General features: G+C 71.4%; 17 protein-coding genes. 6 read left to right on the top strand and 11 right to left on the bottom strand.

Features of this window, described 5'->3' with window-relative positions; all coding sequences use genetic code 11:
• Positions 1-130: 130 nt before the first annotated feature.
• The 4 genes from ABC766_RS02055 to ABC766_RS02040 form a co-directional block, all read right to left on the bottom strand.
• Positions 131-2,107: a family 2A encapsulin nanocompartment cargo protein cysteine desulfurase gene (locus ABC766_RS02055; RefSeq protein ID WP_345820930.1), complete on the bottom strand. Its 1,977-nt coding sequence runs from the start codon at positions 2,105-2,107 to the stop codon at positions 131-133.
• Positions 2,094-3,527, bottom strand: a complete 1,434-nt coding sequence (locus ABC766_RS02050) for a family 2B encapsulin nanocompartment shell protein (protein ID WP_043389294.1) — start codon at positions 3,525-3,527, stop codon at positions 2,094-2,096. The genes ABC766_RS02055 and ABC766_RS02050 overlap by 14 nt, the downstream gene beginning before the upstream one ends.
• Before the next feature lie 433 nt (positions 3,528-3,960).
• Positions 3,961-4,833, bottom strand: coding sequence for a serine O-acetyltransferase (gene cysE / locus ABC766_RS02045; RefSeq protein WP_345820929.1), 873 nt, complete (start codon positions 4,831-4,833; stop codon positions 3,961-3,963).
• Between the two features lie 13 nt (positions 4,834-4,846).
• The gene (locus ABC766_RS02040; RefSeq protein WP_043354144.1) at positions 4,847-5,053 is read right to left on the bottom strand and encodes a hypothetical protein; all 207 of its coding nucleotides are present in this window, start codon (positions 5,051-5,053) and stop codon (positions 4,847-4,849) included.
• 535 nt (positions 5,054-5,588) lie between these two features.
• Here ABC766_RS02040 and ABC766_RS02035 point away from each other — a divergent pair.
• The 3 genes from ABC766_RS02035 (at position 5,589) to ABC766_RS02025 (ending at position 7,458) form a co-directional block, all read left to right on the top strand.
• Positions 5,589-5,867: a hypothetical protein gene (locus ABC766_RS02035; RefSeq protein WP_043389298.1), complete on the top strand. Its 279-nt coding sequence runs from the start codon at positions 5,589-5,591 to the stop codon at positions 5,865-5,867.
• 53 nt (positions 5,868-5,920) lie between these two features.
• Positions 5,921-7,144, top strand: coding sequence for a hypothetical protein (locus tag ABC766_RS02030; RefSeq protein ID WP_345820927.1), 1,224 nt, complete (start codon positions 5,921-5,923; stop codon positions 7,142-7,144).
• 92 nt (positions 7,145-7,236) lie between these two features.
• Positions 7,237-7,458 carry a hypothetical protein gene (locus tag ABC766_RS02025; protein WP_043389304.1) on the top strand — a complete coding sequence of 74 codons (222 nt, stop codon included), beginning with the start codon at positions 7,237-7,239 and terminating at the stop codon, positions 7,456-7,458.
• 27 nt (positions 7,459-7,485) lie between these two features.
• On the opposite strand, the gene ABC766_RS02020 is transcribed toward ABC766_RS02025, so the two are convergent.
• From ABC766_RS02020 to ABC766_RS02000, 5 genes are read right to left on the bottom strand one after another with little or no spacing between them, the layout of a single operon-like run.
• Positions 7,486-8,286, bottom strand: coding sequence for an ABC transporter ATP-binding protein (locus tag ABC766_RS02020; protein ID WP_345820924.1), 801 nt, complete (start codon positions 8,284-8,286; stop codon positions 7,486-7,488).
• Between the two features lie 7 nt (positions 8,287-8,293).
• The gene (locus ABC766_RS02015; RefSeq protein ID WP_345820923.1) at positions 8,294-9,661 is read right to left on the bottom strand and encodes an ABC transporter substrate-binding protein; all 1,368 of its coding nucleotides are present in this window, start codon (positions 9,659-9,661) and stop codon (positions 8,294-8,296) included.
• 33 nt (positions 9,662-9,694) lie between these two features.
• Positions 9,695-10,729: a branched-chain amino acid ABC transporter permease gene (locus ABC766_RS02010; RefSeq protein ID WP_345820922.1), complete on the bottom strand. Its 1,035-nt coding sequence runs from the start codon at positions 10,727-10,729 to the stop codon at positions 9,695-9,697.
• 7 nt (positions 10,730-10,736) lie between these two features.
• Entirely contained in the window at positions 10,737-11,630 is an 894-nt protein-coding gene (locus ABC766_RS02005; protein ID WP_345820921.1) for a branched-chain amino acid ABC transporter permease, read from the bottom strand.
• On the bottom strand, positions 11,627-12,556 hold the full coding sequence (locus ABC766_RS02000) for an ABC transporter ATP-binding protein (RefSeq protein ID WP_345820919.1): 930 nt from the start codon (positions 12,554-12,556) through the stop codon (positions 11,627-11,629). Before ABC766_RS02000 ends, ABC766_RS02005 begins: the two co-directional genes overlap by 4 nt.
• 425 nt (positions 12,557-12,981) lie before the next feature.
• Here ABC766_RS02000 and ABC766_RS01995 point away from each other — a divergent pair, with 425 nt between their 5' ends.
• Both ABC766_RS01995 and ABC766_RS01990 read left to right on the top strand, forming a co-directional pair.
• On the top strand, positions 12,982-13,713 hold the full coding sequence (locus ABC766_RS01995; protein WP_053609776.1) for a Crp/Fnr family transcriptional regulator: 732 nt from the start codon (positions 12,982-12,984) through the stop codon (positions 13,711-13,713).
• Between the two features lie 57 nt (positions 13,714-13,770).
• Positions 13,771-14,487 carry an HWE histidine kinase domain-containing protein gene (locus ABC766_RS01990; protein ID WP_043355062.1) on the top strand — a complete coding sequence of 239 codons (717 nt, stop codon included), beginning with the start codon at positions 13,771-13,773 and terminating at the stop codon, positions 14,485-14,487.
• 49 nt (positions 14,488-14,536) lie between these two features.
• Here the strand turns inward: ABC766_RS01990 and ABC766_RS01985 are convergent, their stop codons facing one another.
• Together ABC766_RS01985 and ABC766_RS01980 are read right to left on the bottom strand one after the other, a co-directional pair.
• Positions 14,537-15,316 carry a Crp/Fnr family transcriptional regulator gene (locus ABC766_RS01985; RefSeq protein WP_043756572.1) on the bottom strand — a complete coding sequence of 260 codons (780 nt, stop codon included), beginning with the start codon at positions 15,314-15,316 and terminating at the stop codon, positions 14,537-14,539.
• 309 nt (positions 15,317-15,625) lie between these two features.
• A complete protein-coding gene (locus tag ABC766_RS01980) occupies positions 15,626-15,844 on the bottom strand; it encodes a DUF6894 family protein (protein WP_043355064.1) in 219 nt (72 codons plus the stop codon).
• A gap of 326 nt (positions 15,845-16,170) precedes the next feature.
• Here ABC766_RS01980 and urtA point away from each other — a divergent pair, with 326 nt between their 5' ends.
• The gene (gene urtA, locus ABC766_RS01975) at positions 16,171-17,466 is read left to right on the top strand and encodes an urea ABC transporter substrate-binding protein (RefSeq protein ID WP_345820916.1); all 1,296 of its coding nucleotides are present in this window, start codon (positions 16,171-16,173) and stop codon (positions 17,464-17,466) included.
• The last annotated feature ends 99 nt before the right edge of the window (positions 17,467-17,565 follow it).

Here is a 17,565-nt window from a genome sequence, read left to right as displayed (position 1 = left end):
AGATCTGTTCCTGGCAAGCCCGCACGGGCGAGGGGACCCGCGCCCCGTCCTGAGACCCATGGGCGAGACCCGCGATCGCGTCGCCGCCCTGCAGAGGACGAGCGCGGCGCGGATCCGATCGCCCCCGGGGTCAGTGCCGCGGCAGGGTGTGCAGCGCCGTCAGGAAGGCGTCGACCTCCGCGCGGGTGTTGTAGAAGGCCAGCGACGCCCGCACCGACTGGTCGACCCCGAACCGGCGGAGCGCCGGCAGGGCGCAGTGATGGCCCGAACGGACCGCGATGCCGCGGGCATCGAGGTGGTGGGCGACCGCCTCGTTCTCCTGGCCTTCGATCACGAAGGACATCACGCTCGCCTTCTCCCGGGCCGTGCCGATCAGGCGCAGGCCCTTCACGTCGGCAAGACCGGCCTGCGCATAGTCCAGCAGGTCGTGCTCGTAGGCGGCGATCGCCGGCAGGCCGATCCGCGCGAGGTAGTCGAGGGCCGCCCCGAGCCCCACCGCCCCGGCAATGTCGGGCGTGCCGGCCTCGAATTTTTCCGGCGCGCCCTTGTACACCGTCTTCGCGAAGGTGACGTCCTCGATCATGTGGCCGCCTCCCTGCCAGGGGGGCATCGCCGCGAGCAGGTGCGCCTTGCCGTAGAGCGCGCCGATGCCCGTCGGCCCGAACACCTTGTGGCCGGAGAAGACCAGGAAGTCGGCGTCCAGCGCCTGCACGTCGAGCGGCATGTGCGGCGCGGATTGCGCCGCATCGACCAGCACCGGCACCCCGTAGGCATGGGCGAGCTGGATGATCTCCCGCACCGGGTTCACGGTGCCGAGCGCGTTGGCCACCTGCGTCACCGAGACGATCTTGGTGCGGCCCGACAGCAAGGCCGCGTATTGCTCGAAGATGATCTCGCCCCGGTCGTTGACCGGGATCACCCGGAGCGTCGCCCCGGTCTGCTGGGCCAGCATCTGCCAGGGCACGATGTTGGCGTGGTGCTCGATGGTCGAGACGATGATCTCGTCGCCCGGGCCGATCTGCGCCCGGCCGTAGGAATGGGCGACGAGGTTGATCGCCTCCGTGGTGCCGCGCAGGAAGACGATGTCGTCCTTGGAGGGCGCGTTGAGGAAGCGGCGCACCGCCTCGCGCCCGCCCTCGAACAGGTCGGTGGCGCGCGCCGCCAGGGTGTGGGCGGCGCGGTGGATGTTGGAATTGTGCCGGGCGTAGAACGCGTTCGTCGCGTCGATCACGGCTTTCGGCTTGTGGGTCGTCGCGGCGTTGTCGAGCCACACCAGCGGATGGCCGTTGACGCTCTGGTGCAGGGCCGGGAAGTCCCGGCGGATAGACGCCACGTCGAAGGGCGCCGCGACCGGGCTCGACCCGTGCGAGAGCGCCCGCGGCGCGGGGCCCGGCGCGCGGCTCGGCTCGACGCGCGGCGTCGCGGGAGCCGTCCGGGCCGGGCGGGGGCCGAGGGTCAGGAAGTAATAGTCCGACAGGTTGTCGGCGGCCGGTTCGGGCGCCCGCGAGAGGCGGCCGGTCCTGCGAAAGCTCTCCTGCGCCTCGTCCACGCCCGCCTGCGACGGGTCGGCCGGGACGAGGTGCGGGGGGGCGAGCGCATGCGCGAAGGCCTGGGCGCGGGGGTGATCCGCCGCGACCTGCCGGTGCAGTTCAGGGCCGCCCGGAAACGAGATGTCCGGCAGTGCCGGAGGCGGGCTCACCGGGTGGACCGGCGGGATCGTGGCGGTCCCGGCGAAGGCCGGGCCGGCGGGGGCGAGATTCGGCAGGCCCGGGCCGGTGAGGCCCGGGACGCCGGCCGGCGACGCGCCGAAGGCGCGGGCCCCGAGGGCGGACAGGTCGGGCTGGATCCCCGCGGGCAGCCCGGCGGCCGGTGCCGAGGGCACGCCCACGGCACCGCTCGGCAGCGGAGCGCCGCCGAACCCCTGAGGCACGCTGTCGAGCGCCTGCGGGACCTGCGGGCCCGCGGGGAGGGTGGGGGCGAAGGGCTGGCTCGCCGCCTGCCCCTGACCGTAGATCTCGCGGGCGAGGCGCCCGACGAGATCCGCGTGCGCGAGGTCGCCCGGGCTCGCTCCGGGCACCGCGAGGGCCGTCGCCTCAGGCGTAGTCATGGTAGTTGCCCAGGAGCACGTTATCGAGGCGGGCGATCGCGTCCTCGACCAGCACCGCGGCCGAGAAGTAGCGGGTCACGAGGTGCGAGGCGATCGAATGGTCGTTGGTGCCCATGTAGCGCACCGACAGGCCGGGCTCGATCTCGCCGGTCACCCCGGATTTCTGCAGGCCGACCACGCCCTGCTCGCCCTCGCCGACCCGCAGAAGCAGGATCGAGGTGGTCTGCGCGCCGGTCACCGGGTCGATGTCGATGGGCAGCTTGTCGCTCGGCACCAGCGGCACGCCGCGCCACGTGATGAACGGCGCGCCGAACAGGTGGACGACGACCGGCGGCACGCCCCGGCGGGTCGCCTCCCGGCCGAAGGCCGCGATGGCGCGGGGATGGGCCACGAAATAGGCGGGCTTCTTCCAGACCAGCGTCAGCAGCTCGTCGAGATCATCCGGGGTGGGCGGGCCGCCGCGGGTCGGGATGCGCTGGCGCGGACCGACCTCGTGGAGCAGGCCGAACTGCGAATTGTTCAGGAGTTCCCACTCCTCGCGCTCCTTCACGGCATCGACCGTGAGACGGATCTGCTCGCGGAGCTGGTCGATCTCGTTGGAGTAGAGGTCGGTCACCCGTGTATGGGTGTTGAGGATCGTCTGGATGGTCGAGAGGTGATACTCGCGCGGATCGACCTCGTAATCCACGAAGGTCGTGGGCAGGCGCGGCTCGCCGGTATGGACAGCCAGCAGCTCGATGCCCTGCTCGCCGTAGGAGTTGGTGTGGCCCGTGAGGCGGTCGCGCTCCTCGCGGTACTGGGCGATCCTGGCGCGGATCTCCTCGCTCTCCACCGCGGCGGCGTCCAGCGTCAGGAGGGTCACCGCCGACAGGGCCTTCACGGCCGGGGCGGGCGCACGCTCGCCGGCCAAGCCGGCATCGCCGAAATAGTCGCCCTTCGTGGCCAGGCCCTGCCGCAGGCGGCCCTTGTAGGGGCCCGACAGGGTCAGCTCGACGGTGCCGTCGGCGACCACCGTGAGGCTGCGGCCGGAGGCGCCCTCCTCGTGGATCACATCGCCGGCCTTGTGCCGGCTCTCGGTGAACTGAGCCGCCAGGGCCGCGAGCTCCGCATCGCCCAGCCGGCTGAACAACGGCACGGCCCGCAGGGAGGCGGGGCGGATCACCCGGCGCTTGCCGTCTCCCTTGCCGTCTCCCTCTCCCTTGCCGTCTCCCTTCTCCTCGGCGGCGAGATCGATCCGGCCGGGGCGCGCCAGCACGACGGCGCGGCGGTTGACGCGGTAGACCCCGCCCGCCACGTCAACGAAGGGCAGAAGCCGGAGCAGCCAGCGCGGCGTATTGGCCGCGTTCTGGACCGAGGTGACGGTCGCCGTCGCAAGATTGCGTGCCGCCGTGGCGCTCACGCTCAGACCCGGTCCGCTCATCGTTCATCCTCACTCCATTCAGGGTTGCAGGCGCGCCGCATCCATCCGCAAGCAGCGGTTCGTCCCGCAGCGTATGCGGGGTCGGCGCGAGACGTCTTGATCATGACTTGATGATGATCACGGGCCGATAGAGCGCATGACCGCCAGTCGAATGATGTATCGTCCAAAGATCGGACAATCCTTGTCCGCCGCTTATCCGGCCTCAGTTCTTGTTCGGCCCGACAGGATCTGAATAAGGCCCGACTCGCCCCAGGGTCAACGGAATGATTTCCCTATTTTAGGCCGCTTCATAGGAATTGTACCTTTGGCATACTTGACGCAAAGGACATAGCGATCGTGCGATCGCCGGATCGAAGAATTTAGTTTCATCCCATCAGGGCGCGCGGCGCAGGCCGGGCGACTTTGTTTCACGGGAAGGATTTTTCGGCGCGCCTCAGATGCCGTCCCCGTAACCAAAGGACTGGTCCATGCTGAGCGCCGGCTCCTCGCCGACGGGCAAGCGCGAGACGACCCGGGCCGGCACGCCCGCCACGGTCGTGTGGGGCGGCACGTCCTGCAGCACCACCGCGGCGGCCGCCACCTTGGCGCCCGCGCCGACCCGGATATTGCCCAAAACCTTGGCCCCGACGCTCAGCAGCACCCCGCGCTCGATCTTGGGATGCCGGTCGCCGCTCTCCTTGCCGTTGCCGCCGAGCGTCACAGACTGGAGGATCGAGACGTCGTCGGCGATCACCGCCGTCTCGCCGATCACCACCCCGGTGGCGTGGTCGATGAACACCCCCGAGCCGATCCGGGCCGCCGGGTGGATGTCGCAGCCGAACACCTCTGAGATCCGGCTCTGGACGTGCAGCGCCAGGGTCGCCCGGCCCTGGTGCCAGAGCCAGTGGCCGACCCGGTAGCCCTCCAGCGCCGCCAGCCCCTTGTAGAACAGGAACGGATCGAGGAAGCGGCGGCAGGTCGGGTCGCGCTCGCGGATCGCCACGAGGTCGCGCACGGCGTGGGCGCCCGCCTGCGGATCCGCCTCGAAGGCCGAGAGACACAGGTCGCGCATCGACAGCCGGGCAAGGTCGCCGTCCCCGAGCCGGTGCGCGAGGCGGTAGGCGAAGGCCTGGGCCAGGGAGCGCTGGTCGAGGATCGTGGCCTGGATGATGCCGGCATAGAGCGGCTCCTCGATCAGGGCCGCCTCGGCCTCGGCGCGCAGGCCCGCCCAGACCTCGGCCTCAGCCGTGCCGCGGCTCGTGACGCGCAGCGGCGGCTGGACCACGGCCATCGTGGCCCCCGCGGGGGGCAGGGCGGCGTGATGCATCGGGCGCCGCCGGTCACCGCACGGGGCGGAACAGGTCGGGCAGATAACGTTTCAGGGTGTCGTGCCCCTGGAACTTCACGTCCACGGTGGCCGGGGCATTGCCCGGGGGGTGGATGCCCACCACACGGCCCCGGGCATGCCGCCAGATCCCCAGAATCTCCGCGAGGTCGATCCGCGCGAACACGACCTCGTCGCCCTGCATCATCCGCCCTGGGGTCATGGTGTCGGCTCTCCTTGAACGGCCGGTCGCGGCGGCCTGATTCGGCGGCCAACGGCGCCGGAACCGGGCCGGCGGCGTTGGCGGGAAGTCTTTTCCGGGCACCCCGGTCCGGCGGAGAAGGTTTCGACCGTGCGCGGGCGAAACGGGAGCATCATCTTCGCTAAGCCCTTGTTATCTATTGATATTTGCGCATCGTCCCTGCCTTGGCAAGCCCCGCGCGCCCGGCCTCGGGCCGGAACGGGCGTCCTCGATCGCGGCCACGATGCCGGCCCGCCCGGGCCGGACCTGAGCTTCTGCTCCAAGATGCGCCTTCGACGAACGACCTGCGCTGCAAGTCCTCGCCAATTTGGCAGCACATTCTCGGCCCCGGCCTCTAGATTGACGGTGTCGGCGCGCAGTCAACGCAGAGCCGAATGGAGGTTTGCCGTGATCGCCAGCAAGAAACGGATCGCCGGGACGACTGCGCCGTGTCTGCCGTGTTGCCGCATCCAAGACGAGGAGAGCGCACGACATCAGACACGAAAGGCGAACACCGATGCTGACCTATGACACGAGCCGGAGCACCCAGCCCGACCTGAGCGCCGAAGCGGCCGTTTCCCTCGGCCGAATCCTGACCCGGAGCGTCCGCTCCCATCCCTCCCATGAACGCGCCGCCCTCGCGAGCGCCCTCGACGACGGCCTGATGCCCGACGAGGTCGACCGGATCCTCGCCGGCCGCCGGGTGGCCGAGGCCTTCCCGATCCGCCGGGGCGAGAGCCCCGAAGCCTACGCGTCACGGGCCGTGTCCGAGATGTTCGTCGCCTACCTCCAGTAGGCGCGCCGTCCGGCCACGCCGGCCTCCCCGAACACGAACGATGGACACCTGTCATGTCGGTCTTCCCCCCCGGGTGGAGGCGCCGGACGGGGACGGCTGCCTGCGCCCTCGCCCTGGCGCTGGGAGCCGCCGGCCCGGCCGCCGCGCACCCGCCGAAGGGCCGCGGCGCGGCCTCCGCGGCGTCTGCCGCCGATGGGCCGGACGTCCCGGCCCGGCTCACGGTCGGGCCGGGCGGCCGGGACCTGCGACTCGCCGGCGATCTCACCGAGGGTGTGGCCGCACGGGTCGCGGCCCTCCTCGCCGCGCACCCGCAGATCGCGCGCCTCCATCTCACCAGCGACGGCGGCCTGGTGGAGGAGGGGGCGGCGATCGGGGCGCTCGTGGCGGCGCGGGGGCTCGCCACCTACGTCCCCGACGCCTGCGCCTCGGCCTGCACGCTGATCTTCGTCCGCGGCCGGACGCGCTACCTCGCGACCGGCGGCCGGCTCGGCTTCCACGCCCCCTACGAGATCGGGGCGCAGGGCCGGATGCGCCCGGTGGATTCCGCGCCGGAACGGGCGGCCTACCGGGCCGCCGGCCTGCCGGCGGCCTTCGTGGCGCGGGCCCTGGCGGTGCCTCCGGCCGGGATCTGGATCCCGGCCGCGGCCGAGCTGCGCGCGGCCGGCATCGTCACCGAGGTCGTCGGCCCGGACCGCTTCCCCGATTCGACCCTGGACGCGGATCCGAGCGCGGCCGGGGCCCGGGCCGCGATCCTGCGAACCCTGCCGATCCTGCAGCAGGCCGACGCGGCGGGGCTCGACCCGATCGCCCGGTGGTACAGGGACGGCTACGCCGCCGGCCGACCCGAGGCGGAGGCCGCGGCAGGCCTGAGGCGGATGGCCGCCAGCTACCTGCAGCGGCGCTTCCGGGCGGCCGATGACGGGGTCGTCCGGGCCCTGGGCCACCGGATCCTGGCGATGATGCGAAGTGCCGGATCGCAGGATACGGCCGCCTGCGGCATCCTCGCGGCCGGCGACCTCGTGGCGCTCGATGCGCGGCTGCGGGCCGAGCGGCCGGCGTCGCGCGGGCTCGCACCGCTCCTCGCCCGGACGCAGGCGGGGCGGCCGGACGGTGCGGAGGCGGCAGCCCCGGACGCCGCCCGGTCGGCGGATTGCGCCGCCCGGATCGCCGGCACGCGGCACGCCCTCGGCCTGCCGCCCCACGCGGCGGCCGCCGCGCTGCGGGCGCTGTTCCTCGCCGCGCCGCAGCAGATCCTGGCGAACGGCGCCGGGCCGTAGCGGCCCGCCCCCTCTCGACACGCCGCGCAGGCGCCTATCTTCGCATCCGCCGCCAAACCTCAGGCAGCCTGGTCGGAAACGGGAGTCGATGGATGCCGGATTATCGCCTGCGCGGGGCGGTTCGTGGCGCGGACGGGGAGATCGGCGCGCCGCGCCTCGACGAGATGCTCACGGCCGCGGACGCGAAGGAAGCGGTACGCCTCGCCAACAGACGCTCACTGACGATCGAGGACGATGCGGTGAATGCCCTGTGGCTGGTCGACGCGAACGGGACCATGCTCTGGTCCCTGCGCCGGGCCGATCTGGAATCCTGACGCAGGCCCCACGGAAGGCCGGAGCCGTCAGGCCGGCGCGTGGCGGCGCGCCTCGGGCGGCGCCGCCGCCTCGGGGCGCTCGCCCCCCCCGAGATACAGGGACCGGACATCGTCCCGCGCCCGCAGGGACGCGGCACTGCCGGCCAGCGCGCTGCGTCCGTTCTCCAGCACGACGGCGTGGTGGGCGTGGCGCAGGGCGAGACGGACATTCTGCTCGGCCACCAGCAGGGTCAGGCCCTCGGCCCGGTTCAGGCCGGCGAGCACCCGGTAGATCTCCTCCACCACCCGGGGCGCGAGCCCCATGGACGGCTCGTCGAGGACGAGGAGCCGGGGCCGTCCCATCAGGGCCCGGCCGATCGCCGCCATCTGCTGCTCGCCGCCCGAAAGGAGGCCGGCGGCGACCTCCCGCTTCGCGGCGAGGCGCGGGAACAGGCCGTAGACCCGCTCCAGGTCGGCGCGCACGTCGCTGCGGCCCGAGCCGCGCCCGAGGCCGCCCGCGACGAGATTCTCCTGGACGCTCAGTCCCCGGAAGCAGTGCCGGCCCTCCAGCACGCCCACGAGCCCGGCGCGGACGAGGGCGTCGGTCCGGGTCCGCGTCACGTCGCGTCCGTCATAGGCGAGGCGCCCGGCCGTGACTTGGCCGCGCAGGGCCGGCAGCAGGTTCGACACCGCCCGCAGCAGGGTCGTCTTGCCGGCGCCGTTGGCGCCGACCAGGGCGACGATCTCCCCCGCCCGGACCGCGAGGTCGACGCCGTGCAGGGCGTGCACCGCCCCGCCGTAGACGACCTCCAGGGCCTCGACCTGCAGGAGGTTCGGCGCGGCGCTCATCGGGCGCTCACCGGGCCGCCGCGGCGGCCTGCTTGCCGGCCGCGTCCGCGGCCTCCTCCGCCGCGCAGTCGCGCGGGGTGAGGCCGTGCTCCTTGGCGTAGGCGGTCGCGGAGGCCTCGATGATCGGGCGCAGGCTCGCCCAGTCGGGGGCGATCCAGTCGGACACCACAGTCCACTTCGCCCCGTCCCATTGCTGGAAGGTGACGCGGCCCTCGCCTTCGTGGTTGGCGCAGGTGACGTTGATCGAGTGGAACAAGCCCTTGGCGCCGAGCGCCGCCACCCGGGCCTCGTCGAGGCGCAGGTGCTCGAAGCCCCAGCGCACCTCGTCGCCGGTGAGCGTGCGCGCACCGAACTTGCCTTGCGCGATCCGCACCGCCTCGACGTTGAGGATGCCGTTCAGCACCCCGAGATTGTGGTAGACGCTGCCGATCCGCTTCCTGTCGGCGAGGTTGCCGTTGCCGGCCCCGTAGACCTTGCCGACGACCTCCTGGATCACCGGATAGGCGGTCCCCGAGGCCTGGGTGGTGATGGCGACGTAGCCCTTGGCGGCGTCGCCTGCCGGGATCACGTCCTCCTCCGAGTTCGACCAGACATTGCCGACGATGCGGTCGGCCGGGAAGCCGGTCTTCTGGGCGGTCTTGAGGGCCACCGGGTTCATCACGCCCCAGCCGCGCAGCACCACGAAATCGGGCCGCAGGCGCCGGATCGTCAGCCATTGCGACTGCTGCTCGTTGCCGGGATGGGGCACCTCGATCTGCGCGACCGTGAAGCCGTACCGCTCGGCGAGCTGCGCGTAGATCGGGATCGTCTCCTTGCCGTAGGGCGAGCCATGGTAGAGCACCGCGATGGTCTTGCCCTTGAGCTTGTCGAGGCCGCCCGCGCGGGTGCCGAGATACTGGATGATGCCGCTCGTCTCGCTGTAGGGGTTGAGCAGCAGCGGGAAGACGTAGGGAAAGACGCGCCCGTCGGTGGAATCGGTGCGGCCGTGGTTGATCGTGACCAGCGGCACCCTGTCGGCGGTGATGCGGTCGATCATCGCGTAGGCGATGCCCACCGAGAGCGGGTTCCAGGCGGCGATGCCGGGCCGGGACTTCAGCCGCTCGTAGACCTCGACCCCGCGCTCGACCTCGTACTGGGTCTCGCCCTCGCTCCAGGTGAGCTTGACGCCGTTCACGCCGCCGTCCCGGGCGTTGATCAGATTGAGATAGTCGATGAAGCCGCCGAAGAAGCCGGTCCCGCCGGCCGCGTAGGGGCCGACCCGGTAGCTCTGGAGCGGGAAATACTGCTCGTCGGCCCATCCGGCGCGCGGCGCGGCGCCGGCGAGCATCACGGTGCCGGCGAGGAGCGCGGCGCGGAGGCGGGTCGTCAGGGGCATGGTCGTCCTGGGGTTGGTCAGACGGGGAGGGGATCAGGCGGCGCGGCGGCCGAGGCGGCGGCCGGCCCGGTCGAGGAGGGCGGCGAGGCCCGCGGGCTCGCGGATCAGCACGGCCACGATCAGGGCGCCGAGGACGATGCGCTGGACCATCTCCAGGGTGCCGGAATCGAAGCCGTCGCCGAGGAGCGCCGCGCCGAGGCGGGCCAGCAGCAGGGGCAGCACCACGATGAAGCCCGCGCCCAGGAAGGCGCCGCGCAGGGTGCCCAGGCCGCCGATGATGACGATGAACAGGATCTGGAAGGAGCGGTCGAGGTTGAACCCCGCCGGCTCGACAGTGCGCAGATACGCGAAGGCCCACAGCGCCCCGGCGATCCCGATCACGAAGGACGAGGCCGCGAAGGCCAGGAGCTTGGTCCGGGCGACCTTCACGCCGACGAGGCGGGCGGCGGTCTCGTTGTCGCGGATCGCCACGAGGTTGCGGCCCGTGGGGGAGCTCACGAGCCTCCACGCGACGAGGGTCAGCAGCGTGACCACCGTGAGCGAGACCAGGTAGCGCCCGCGCGGATCGTCGAAGGACAGGCCGGCCACCACCAGTCGGGGAGCGGTGATGACGCCCGAGGGGCTGTCGTCGGAGATCCAGCCGATCCGGTTCAGCGCCCAGGCGACGAAGAACTGCACGGCGAGCGTCGAGACCGCGAGGTAGAAGCCCCGCAGGCGCAGGGCCGGCAGCCCCGCCGCCAGCCCGGCGAGCGCCGCCACGAAGCCGGCGAGCAGGAGTGACGCCGGGAGCGGCAGGCCGGGCAGGCGCAGCGACAGGTTGAAGGCCGCGTAGGCCCCGACCGCCATGAAGGCGGCCGAGCCGAGGGAGAGCAGCCCGGCATAGCCGGTGAGCAGGTTGAGCCCGAGGCCGGCCAGCGCCAGGGCCAGGAACGGCGTCAGCAGCGCCTCGAACAGGTAGCTCGTGCCGGTGAGCGGCACGATCCCGTAGGCCAGGACCAGCAGGGCGCCGAGGCCGAGGGCTCCGGCGGGCGGGTGGGGGCGCGGCGCGGCGCGGGGGAGGGCGTCCATGGCGTCTTCAGACCCGCTCGACAGCGCGCAGGCCGAACAGGCCCGACGGCCGGACCAGCAGGAAGCCCAGCGCCGCCACGTAGGCGATCCAGCCCTCGATGCCGCCGCCGATGACGGGCCCGAGATAGACCTCCGACAGCTTCTCCACCGCGCCGACGATCAGCCCGGCCACGATCGCCCCGGCGATGGAATCGAAGCCGCCGAGCACGAGCACCGGCAGGGCCTTCAGCACCACCAGCGACAGGGAGAACTGCACGCCGAGCCGCGCGCCCCAGAGCAGCCCCGCCACCAGCGCGACGATCCCGGCGGCGATCCAGACCGCCGACCAGATCCGGGGCAGGCGCAGGCCGGTGTTGAGGGCGGCCAGCGGATCGTCCGCCACCGCCCGGAAGGCGAGGCCGGTGCGGGTGTAGCGGAAGAAGGCGGAGAGGAGCGCCACCATCAGGCCGGCGGTCGCGGCGGCGAACAGATCGAACCGGCTCACCAGCACGCCGCCGAGATCGATCGGCGTGTCGTCGATGCCGAGGTCGAGCCCGTGGACCTGGGTGCCCCAGGCGAGCTGGGCCGCGCCCTCGATCACGTAGGCGACGCCCAGCGTCGCCATGAACAGGGTGATCGGCGGCTGGTTGACCAGCGGCCGCAGCACCGTCCGCTCCACCGCGAGGCCGACCACCACCATCGCGGCGAGGGTCGCGGCGAGCGCTGCGGGAAAGGGCAGGCCGCGCTCGGTCAGGCTTACGAAGGTGAGGGCGGCGAACAGCATCATCGCGCCCTGCGCGAAGTTCAGCACGCCCGAGGTCTTGTAGATCAGCACGAAGCCGATCGCCACGAGAGCGTACATCACGCCCGACAGGAGGCCGCCGACCACGACCTCGATCAGGAAGGCGAGATCCGGGCTCATGCGGCGGCCGCGCCCGTGTCGGTATCCCCGTCCGCATCCCCGTCCGCGAGTCCCAGATAGGCGGCGATGACCGCCGGGTCCGCCTGCACCTCCGCCGGCGTGCCGGTGGCGATGCGGCGGCCGTGGTCGAGCACGGTCACCCGGTCGGAGAGGCGCATGACGACGCCGATATCGTGCTCGATCAGGACGATCGCGGCCCCGGACGTCTCCCGCGCCACCCGGATGAAGCCGGTCATCTCGGCCTTCTCGGTCGCCGTCATGCCGGCCATCGGCTCGTCGAGGAGCAGGAGTCGCGGCCGGGCCACCAGGGCCCGGCCGAGTTCGACCCGCTTCTGGAGCCCGTAGGGGAGGCTGCCCGCCGGACGGTCGGCCACGGCTCCGAGGCCGAGGCGGCCGATCACGGCCTCGGCGGCGTCGCGGTGCGCCCGCGCCTCCCGCCGGGCCGACGGCAGGCCCAGGATCTGGGCCCCGAGCCCGGCGCGCCGCGCCGCCGCGAGCCCCGCCAGGACGTTGTCGCGGACGCTCAGGCCCGTGAACAGGGCGAGGTTCTGGAAGGTCCGGGCCACGCCCAGTGCGGCGAGCCGCCCGGCCGGCACCCGGGCGAAGGATTCCACGCCGATCCGCACCCGCCCGGCCTGAGGCGCATAGAGGCCGGTGATCGCGTTGATCAGCGAGGATTTGCCGGCGCCGTTCGGCCCGATCACCGCATGGATCTCGCCGGCCCCGACCGCGAGGTCGATCTCCGCGAAGGCTACCGTGCCGCCGAAGGCGAGGGACAGCCCATCGACCGACAGGACCCGTCCCGCCCGGTCCCGATGCGGGCTCCCGCCGGGGGCGGGGACGGCAGCCGGGCGGGGGGCTGGCCCCGGGAGGAGGGGCCGATTGCCGTCCCGTCCCGTTCGAACGAGGCGCAGCGCAGGCTGCATGATCCGGATTCCGTTCAGGACAGGCCGCCCGCTTCGGCGCGAACCGGCGGCACCCGTTGAGAGAAGACGAGACGCAAGACGATGATCCGTCCCGGGAGGACAGTTCGACGCTCCTGCTGTTCAAATCCTGCTGCTCAGGGCGAATGAAGTCAAAAGCACAGTCTTTCCAATTTCAGGACGACACGCGAACATTCTCCCGCCGGGGAGCGGCGGCACGAGATCGTCTCCATCGTCGCGCCGACGGGCCGCACGGGACGGTCAGATCTTGCCCTGCCGGCGCGGCGACAGAGCCCGAACGCCGGCGGATCGGCCCGGCAGCAGGGACGGAAAGACACCTTGTGGTAGCATAAACTAATCCATGTAAGTATTCATGCGCGGAAACAAAATGTAGGGTTGCACGCTCAGGCCGTTGCGGAGATGCAGCCATGCCAAGCCCGCTCGCGCACAAGCTCAATTGCTACGTCCGGCTCTCGGAAGACGACCGGATGTGCTTGGCCGACGCCATGGGCCCGAGCCGCATGGTCGCCCCGCGCACCGACATCATCCACGAGGGCGACGATCCCCGCGCCATCAACGTGATCCTCGACGGCTGGGCCTGCCGGTACCGGCAGTTCGCCAACGGGCGCCGCCAGATCGTCTCGCTCCTGCTTCCGGGGGATCCGTGCGATCCGCATGTGTTCCTCCTCGACGAGATGGATCACACGATCGGGGCGATCACGCCCGTGCTCCTCGGCCAGATCTCCGGCACCGCGATGCGGGATCTGACCGCCCGCAGCCCGCGGCTCGACCTGGCCTTCCATCGCGAGAGCCTGGCCACCGCGGCGATCCAGCGCGAGTGGACCGTCAGCCTCGGCAGCCGGACCGGCATCGAGCGCCTCGCACACCTGTTCTGCGAGCTGCATGCGCGGCTGACGGCGATCGGGCTGGCGGACGGCAATACCTGCGCGATGCCGATGACGCAGAACGATCTCGGCGACGCCATGGGCCAGACCAGCGTGCACATCAATCGGACGCTTCAGGAGCTGCGCGGCCTGGGGTTGATCACCCTGCGCAGCCGGCGCCTGACCATCCACGACCCGGCGGCACTCGCCCGGCTCGCGCATTTCGACGCCGCCTATCTGCACCGCACGGAGGTCGACCGCATCGTCGCATGCTGAACCCTGCCGGCCCCGTGGCGATTGAGGCAGGTTGAACGACATCCGGAGTGGCCCGGCATGACAGACCCTCGCGACCCGGCGGAGCGACTCTCGGCTCTGGAGGCCGACAACGCACGCTTGCGCCGGCTGCTCGACGAAGCCGGCCTTCCGGACAGCCTGCGCCACGGGATGCGCAACACGATGGCGATGCTGCGCACGGTCATGCACCGGTCCGCCGAGAGCGCCGCGGATGTCGAGAGCTACGTGGCGCATCTCGACGGACGGTTCGGCGCGATCATGCGCGTGCAGGCCGCGACGGACGCGTTCGGCGATGCCGACCTGCACACCCTGATCTCCGACGAGTTGATGTTCCACCTCGCGCGCGAAGGGGAGCAGGCGACCCTCGCCGGCCCGCGGGTCCGCCTCCGCCCCAAGACCGCCCAGGTTCTTGCGCTGGCCCTGCACGAACTGACCAGCAACGCGGTGGAACACGGATCCCTGGCGCTCCCGCAGGGCCGGATCCGCGCCACGTGGCGGGTGAACCTGGAGGTCGAGCCGCCTGTCCTCAGCCTCGCCTGGGCCGAGACCGGCGGCAGCGGGATCACGGCCCCGTGCCGGCGCGGCTTCGGCACGGACGTGCTGACGGAGATGCTGGCCTACGAGCTCGGCGCGGCGGTCGATCTGCACTTTGCGCCGGATGGGCTGCGCTGCGCGATCCGCGTGCCGCTCACCGCCCGGATCGGGCGCCACGTCGCCGAGGATCCCGAGACGGCGTGGGACGGCGACAGCCGGTGAGATCCGGGCCCGCGAGGACGATGCGGGCCCCCACCGGCCCCGGCGGCGCTCACGGTCCCGATGCCGCCCGCACCTGCCCGGTCATCTGGGGAAGCGCGCCGAGCGCCTCCGGGGTCTGGGTCGATCCGGGCAGGAGGAGGTAATCCGGCGTGAAGCCGGAAAAGTCCTGCAGTCGCTTCAGGTTCGGCACGCGCACGCTCTTGCGTCCGCTCTCGATCAGTCCGGCCCTGCGCAGATCCGAGAGGACCCGCGAGAGGTGGACGTTCGAGAGCCCCGCCGTGTCGGCCAGTTCCGACTGCGCCAGCGGCAGGCGGTAGTCGGGCTCCAGGCCGAGGCCGACGGCATTCAGGCGGGCGAAGAGTTCGCAGATGATATGGGCGACCTGCCGGTCGGCGGACCGGCGCCCCACCCCGACCAGCCATTCCTGGAGCACGGCTTCGTCGACCAGAACCGACCACCACAGGGCGCGGTAGATGTTGGGCCGGCGGGCGGCGAGCTCCTTGATCGTCCGGTAGGGCACGGAGGCGACGGTGCAGGGCGTCAGCGTCGCCACGGAGTGGATCGCCCGGTTCAGGAGGGAGGCGTGCAGGTCGCAGCCGTCGCCGGGCACCAGATAGGCGAGGATCGATCGCCCCCCGTCGGGCACGAGCTTGTAGCGGCAGGCAAACCCCTGAAGGATCACGTAGGCGGCGTCGGGCCGCTCGCCTTCCGAGACCAAGTCGCGCCCCGCCTCGACCTGCGCGGTCGCGCTGGTCGCAGCGTCCAGCGCGGCCATGTCGGCCTCATCCAGGTCTGCGCGCAGCGCCAGTTTGCGAAGGAAGGGGTTCAAGGGATGTTCCGGAAGCACCGCGCCGCATCAGGAGCCGCGCCAGCGTAAACGCGCGACCGCCTATTCCTACTCCCTCGGGTCATCACATCACCGTCTCGTCCGGCCCCGGATGCCGACGGCCTCGATCCGCCGGACCATTGAACGGCCGGGCATACCGCTGCCCGGATGCGGCGTTCAGCAGAACCGGGCAAGAGCCGGACCGTTTAGGATCCACAGCCTGCGCCGGGACGAGCCACGCGACGGAAAGGCCGTGCAGACCCGCCCGTCAGGCCCAGGCTCGGCCCGGATCGCGCGGGTGAGCCCGGCGCATCAGGAAAGCCGAAGCGTGCGCAGGACGGTGCCGGCCCCGTCGTGGATCTCCATGCGCCAGCCCTCCCCGGCGTCCGGCAGCTCGCCGGCGCGCCGGAACTCCTCGATCAGCACCAGCGCTTCCGCTTCCGCTTGCGCGATCGACGCGGCCAGGACGCCCACCTCGTCCTCGATCGTCTCGCCGTCGCTGCTCAGGCGAAAATAGTAGCGCTCTGCCATATCATCCTTCTGCACAGGCCCGGACCCGATTTCGACCCGCCCGCGGGCTGCCGCCCGTCGGGCGACGCGTCCGCGCGCCGCGGGTTGAGGTAAGTGGCATCGATCCGCGCCCGATCAACGTGTCGGCGAAAACCCGATGGCAGATGCCCACCGGTTGATCCCGCCGCCGCCCGAAGCAGCATGAAGCTGCCGGTCTCGCGGGCGAAACGCCGCCCATCTGTGCGCCGCTTCGGCCGGGCCGCCGCGCGATGAGGCATGCCTAAATATGTGGCATACGATTTGCGAAGCCCCGAGCCGTCGCAAGGAAGACGACGCAGGGGACCGCCATGAAGGCATTTGGAACTTGGGCTTCGGCCGCCGCGCTGGCCGCCGGGCTCGCGATGGGCGCCCTGGGGGCAGGCCCCGCGCGGGCTCAGGAGACCATCAAGGTCGGCATCCTGCACTCGCTGTCGGGCACGATGGCGATCTCGGAGACCACCCTCAAGGACGCGATGCTGATGCTCATCGCCGAGCAGAACGCCAAGGGCGGCGTGCTCGGCAAGAAGCTGGAGCCGGTGGTGGTCGACCCGGCCTCGAACTGGCCGCTCTTCGCCGAGAAGGCCCGCGAGCTGATCAGCAAGGACAAGGTCGCGGCCGTGTTCGGCTGCTGGACCAGCGTGTCGCGCAAGTCGGTGCTGCCGGTGTTCAAGGAACTCGACAACATCCTGTTCTACCCCGTCCAGTACGAGGGCGAGGAGAGCGAGCGGAACGTGTTCTACACCGGCGCCGCCCCGAACCAGCAGGCGATCCCGGCCGTCGACTACCTGATGTCGGAGGATGGCGGCGGCGCCAAGCGCTGGGTGCTGGAGGGGACCGACTACGTCTACCCCCGCACCACCAACAAGATCCTTGAAGCCTACCTCAAGTCCAAGGGCGTCAAGGACGAGGACATCCTGATCAACTACACGCCGTTCGGCTTCTCGGACTGGCAGACCGAGGTGTCGAAGATCAAGGCCTTCGGCTCGGCCGGCAAGAAGACCGCCGTGGTCTCGACCATCAACGGCGACGCCAACGTGCCGTTCTACAAGGAACTCGGCAACCAGGGCATCAAGGCGACCGACATCCCGGTCGTCGCCTTCTCGGTGGGCGAGGAGGAGCTCGCCGGCATCGACGCCAAGCCGCTGGTCGGCCACCTCGCCGCCTGGAACTACTTCGAGTCGATCAAGACGCCGGAGAACGAGGCCTTCATCAAGAAGTGGCAGGCGTTCAAGAAGAACCCCAAGGCCGTCACCAACGACCCGATGGAGGCCCACTATATCGGCTTCAACATGTGGGTGAAGGCGGTCGAGAAGGCCGGCACCACCGACCCCGACAAGGTGATCGACGCCCTGCCGGGCATCGAGCAGAAGAACCTCACCGGCGGCACCGCCACGATGCTGCCGAACCACCACATCACCAAGCCGGTCTTAATCGGCGAGATCGAGGCGAACGGCCAGTTCGACGTGGTCTGGAAGACCGACAGGCTGATCCCCGGCGAGGCGTGGTCGAAGCAGCTCGAGGGCTCGAAGGACCTCGAGGCCGACTGGGTCAAGCTCAAGTGCGGTAACTACAACACCAAGACCAAGACCTGCGGCGGCGCCTGAGGGGCCCTCCCGCTGAACGGAGGTGCCGGACCTCCAGTTCGGTCCGGCACCTTCGGATCGCGGTGAGGCGCGGGTCCCCTCTCCCGTGCGGGAGAGGGA

This window comes from Methylobacterium fujisawaense (assembly GCF_039619325.1).
Taxonomy (GTDB): domain Bacteria; phylum Pseudomonadota; class Alphaproteobacteria; order Rhizobiales; family Beijerinckiaceae; genus Methylobacterium; species Methylobacterium fujisawaense.
Note: the sequence above shows the minus strand (reverse complement) of the source record. Positions and strands in the feature narration are given on the sequence as shown.

Coding starts and splice junctions, on each gene's coding strand:
- ABC766_RS02030 (WP_345820927.1), top strand. CDS start 5,921: ATGTCGGTCTTCCCCCCCGGGTGGAGGCGCCGGACGGGGACGGCTGCC.
- cysE (WP_345820929.1), bottom strand. CDS start 4,833: ATGCATCACGCCGCCCTGCCCCCCGCGGGGGCCACGATGGCCGTGGTC.
- ABC766_RS02020 (WP_345820924.1), bottom strand. CDS start 8,286: ATGAGCGCCGCGCCGAACCTCCTGCAGGTCGAGGCCCTGGAGGTCGTC.
- ABC766_RS01995 (WP_053609776.1), top strand. CDS start 12,982: ATGCCAAGCCCGCTCGCGCACAAGCTCAATTGCTACGTCCGGCTCTCG.
- ABC766_RS01990 (WP_043355062.1), top strand. CDS start 13,771: ATGACAGACCCTCGCGACCCGGCGGAGCGACTCTCGGCTCTGGAGGCC.
- ABC766_RS02015 (WP_345820923.1), bottom strand. CDS start 9,661: ATGCCCCTGACGACCCGCCTCCGCGCCGCGCTCCTCGCCGGCACCGTG.
- ABC766_RS02035 (WP_043389298.1), top strand. CDS start 5,589: ATGCTGACCTATGACACGAGCCGGAGCACCCAGCCCGACCTGAGCGCC.
- ABC766_RS02025 (WP_043389304.1), top strand. CDS start 7,237: ATGCCGGATTATCGCCTGCGCGGGGCGGTTCGTGGCGCGGACGGGGAG.
- ABC766_RS02000 (WP_345820919.1), bottom strand. CDS start 12,556: ATGCAGCCTGCGCTGCGCCTCGTTCGAACGGGACGGGACGGCAATCGG.
- ABC766_RS02005 (WP_345820921.1), bottom strand. CDS start 11,630: ATGAGCCCGGATCTCGCCTTCCTGATCGAGGTCGTGGTCGGCGGCCTC.
- ABC766_RS02040 (WP_043354144.1), bottom strand. CDS start 5,053: ATGACCCCAGGGCGGATGATGCAGGGCGACGAGGTCGTGTTCGCGCGG.
- urtA (WP_345820916.1), top strand. CDS start 16,171: ATGAAGGCATTTGGAACTTGGGCTTCGGCCGCCGCGCTGGCCGCCGGG.
- ABC766_RS01980 (WP_043355064.1), bottom strand. CDS start 15,844: ATGGCAGAGCGCTACTATTTTCGCCTGAGCAGCGACGGCGAGACGATC.
- ABC766_RS02055 (WP_345820930.1), bottom strand. CDS start 2,107: ATGACTACGCCTGAGGCGACGGCCCTCGCGGTGCCCGGAGCGAGCCCG.
- ABC766_RS02050 (WP_043389294.1), bottom strand. CDS start 3,527: ATGAGCGGACCGGGTCTGAGCGTGAGCGCCACGGCGGCACGCAATCTT.
- ABC766_RS02010 (WP_345820922.1), bottom strand. CDS start 10,729: ATGGACGCCCTCCCCCGCGCCGCGCCGCGCCCCCACCCGCCCGCCGGA.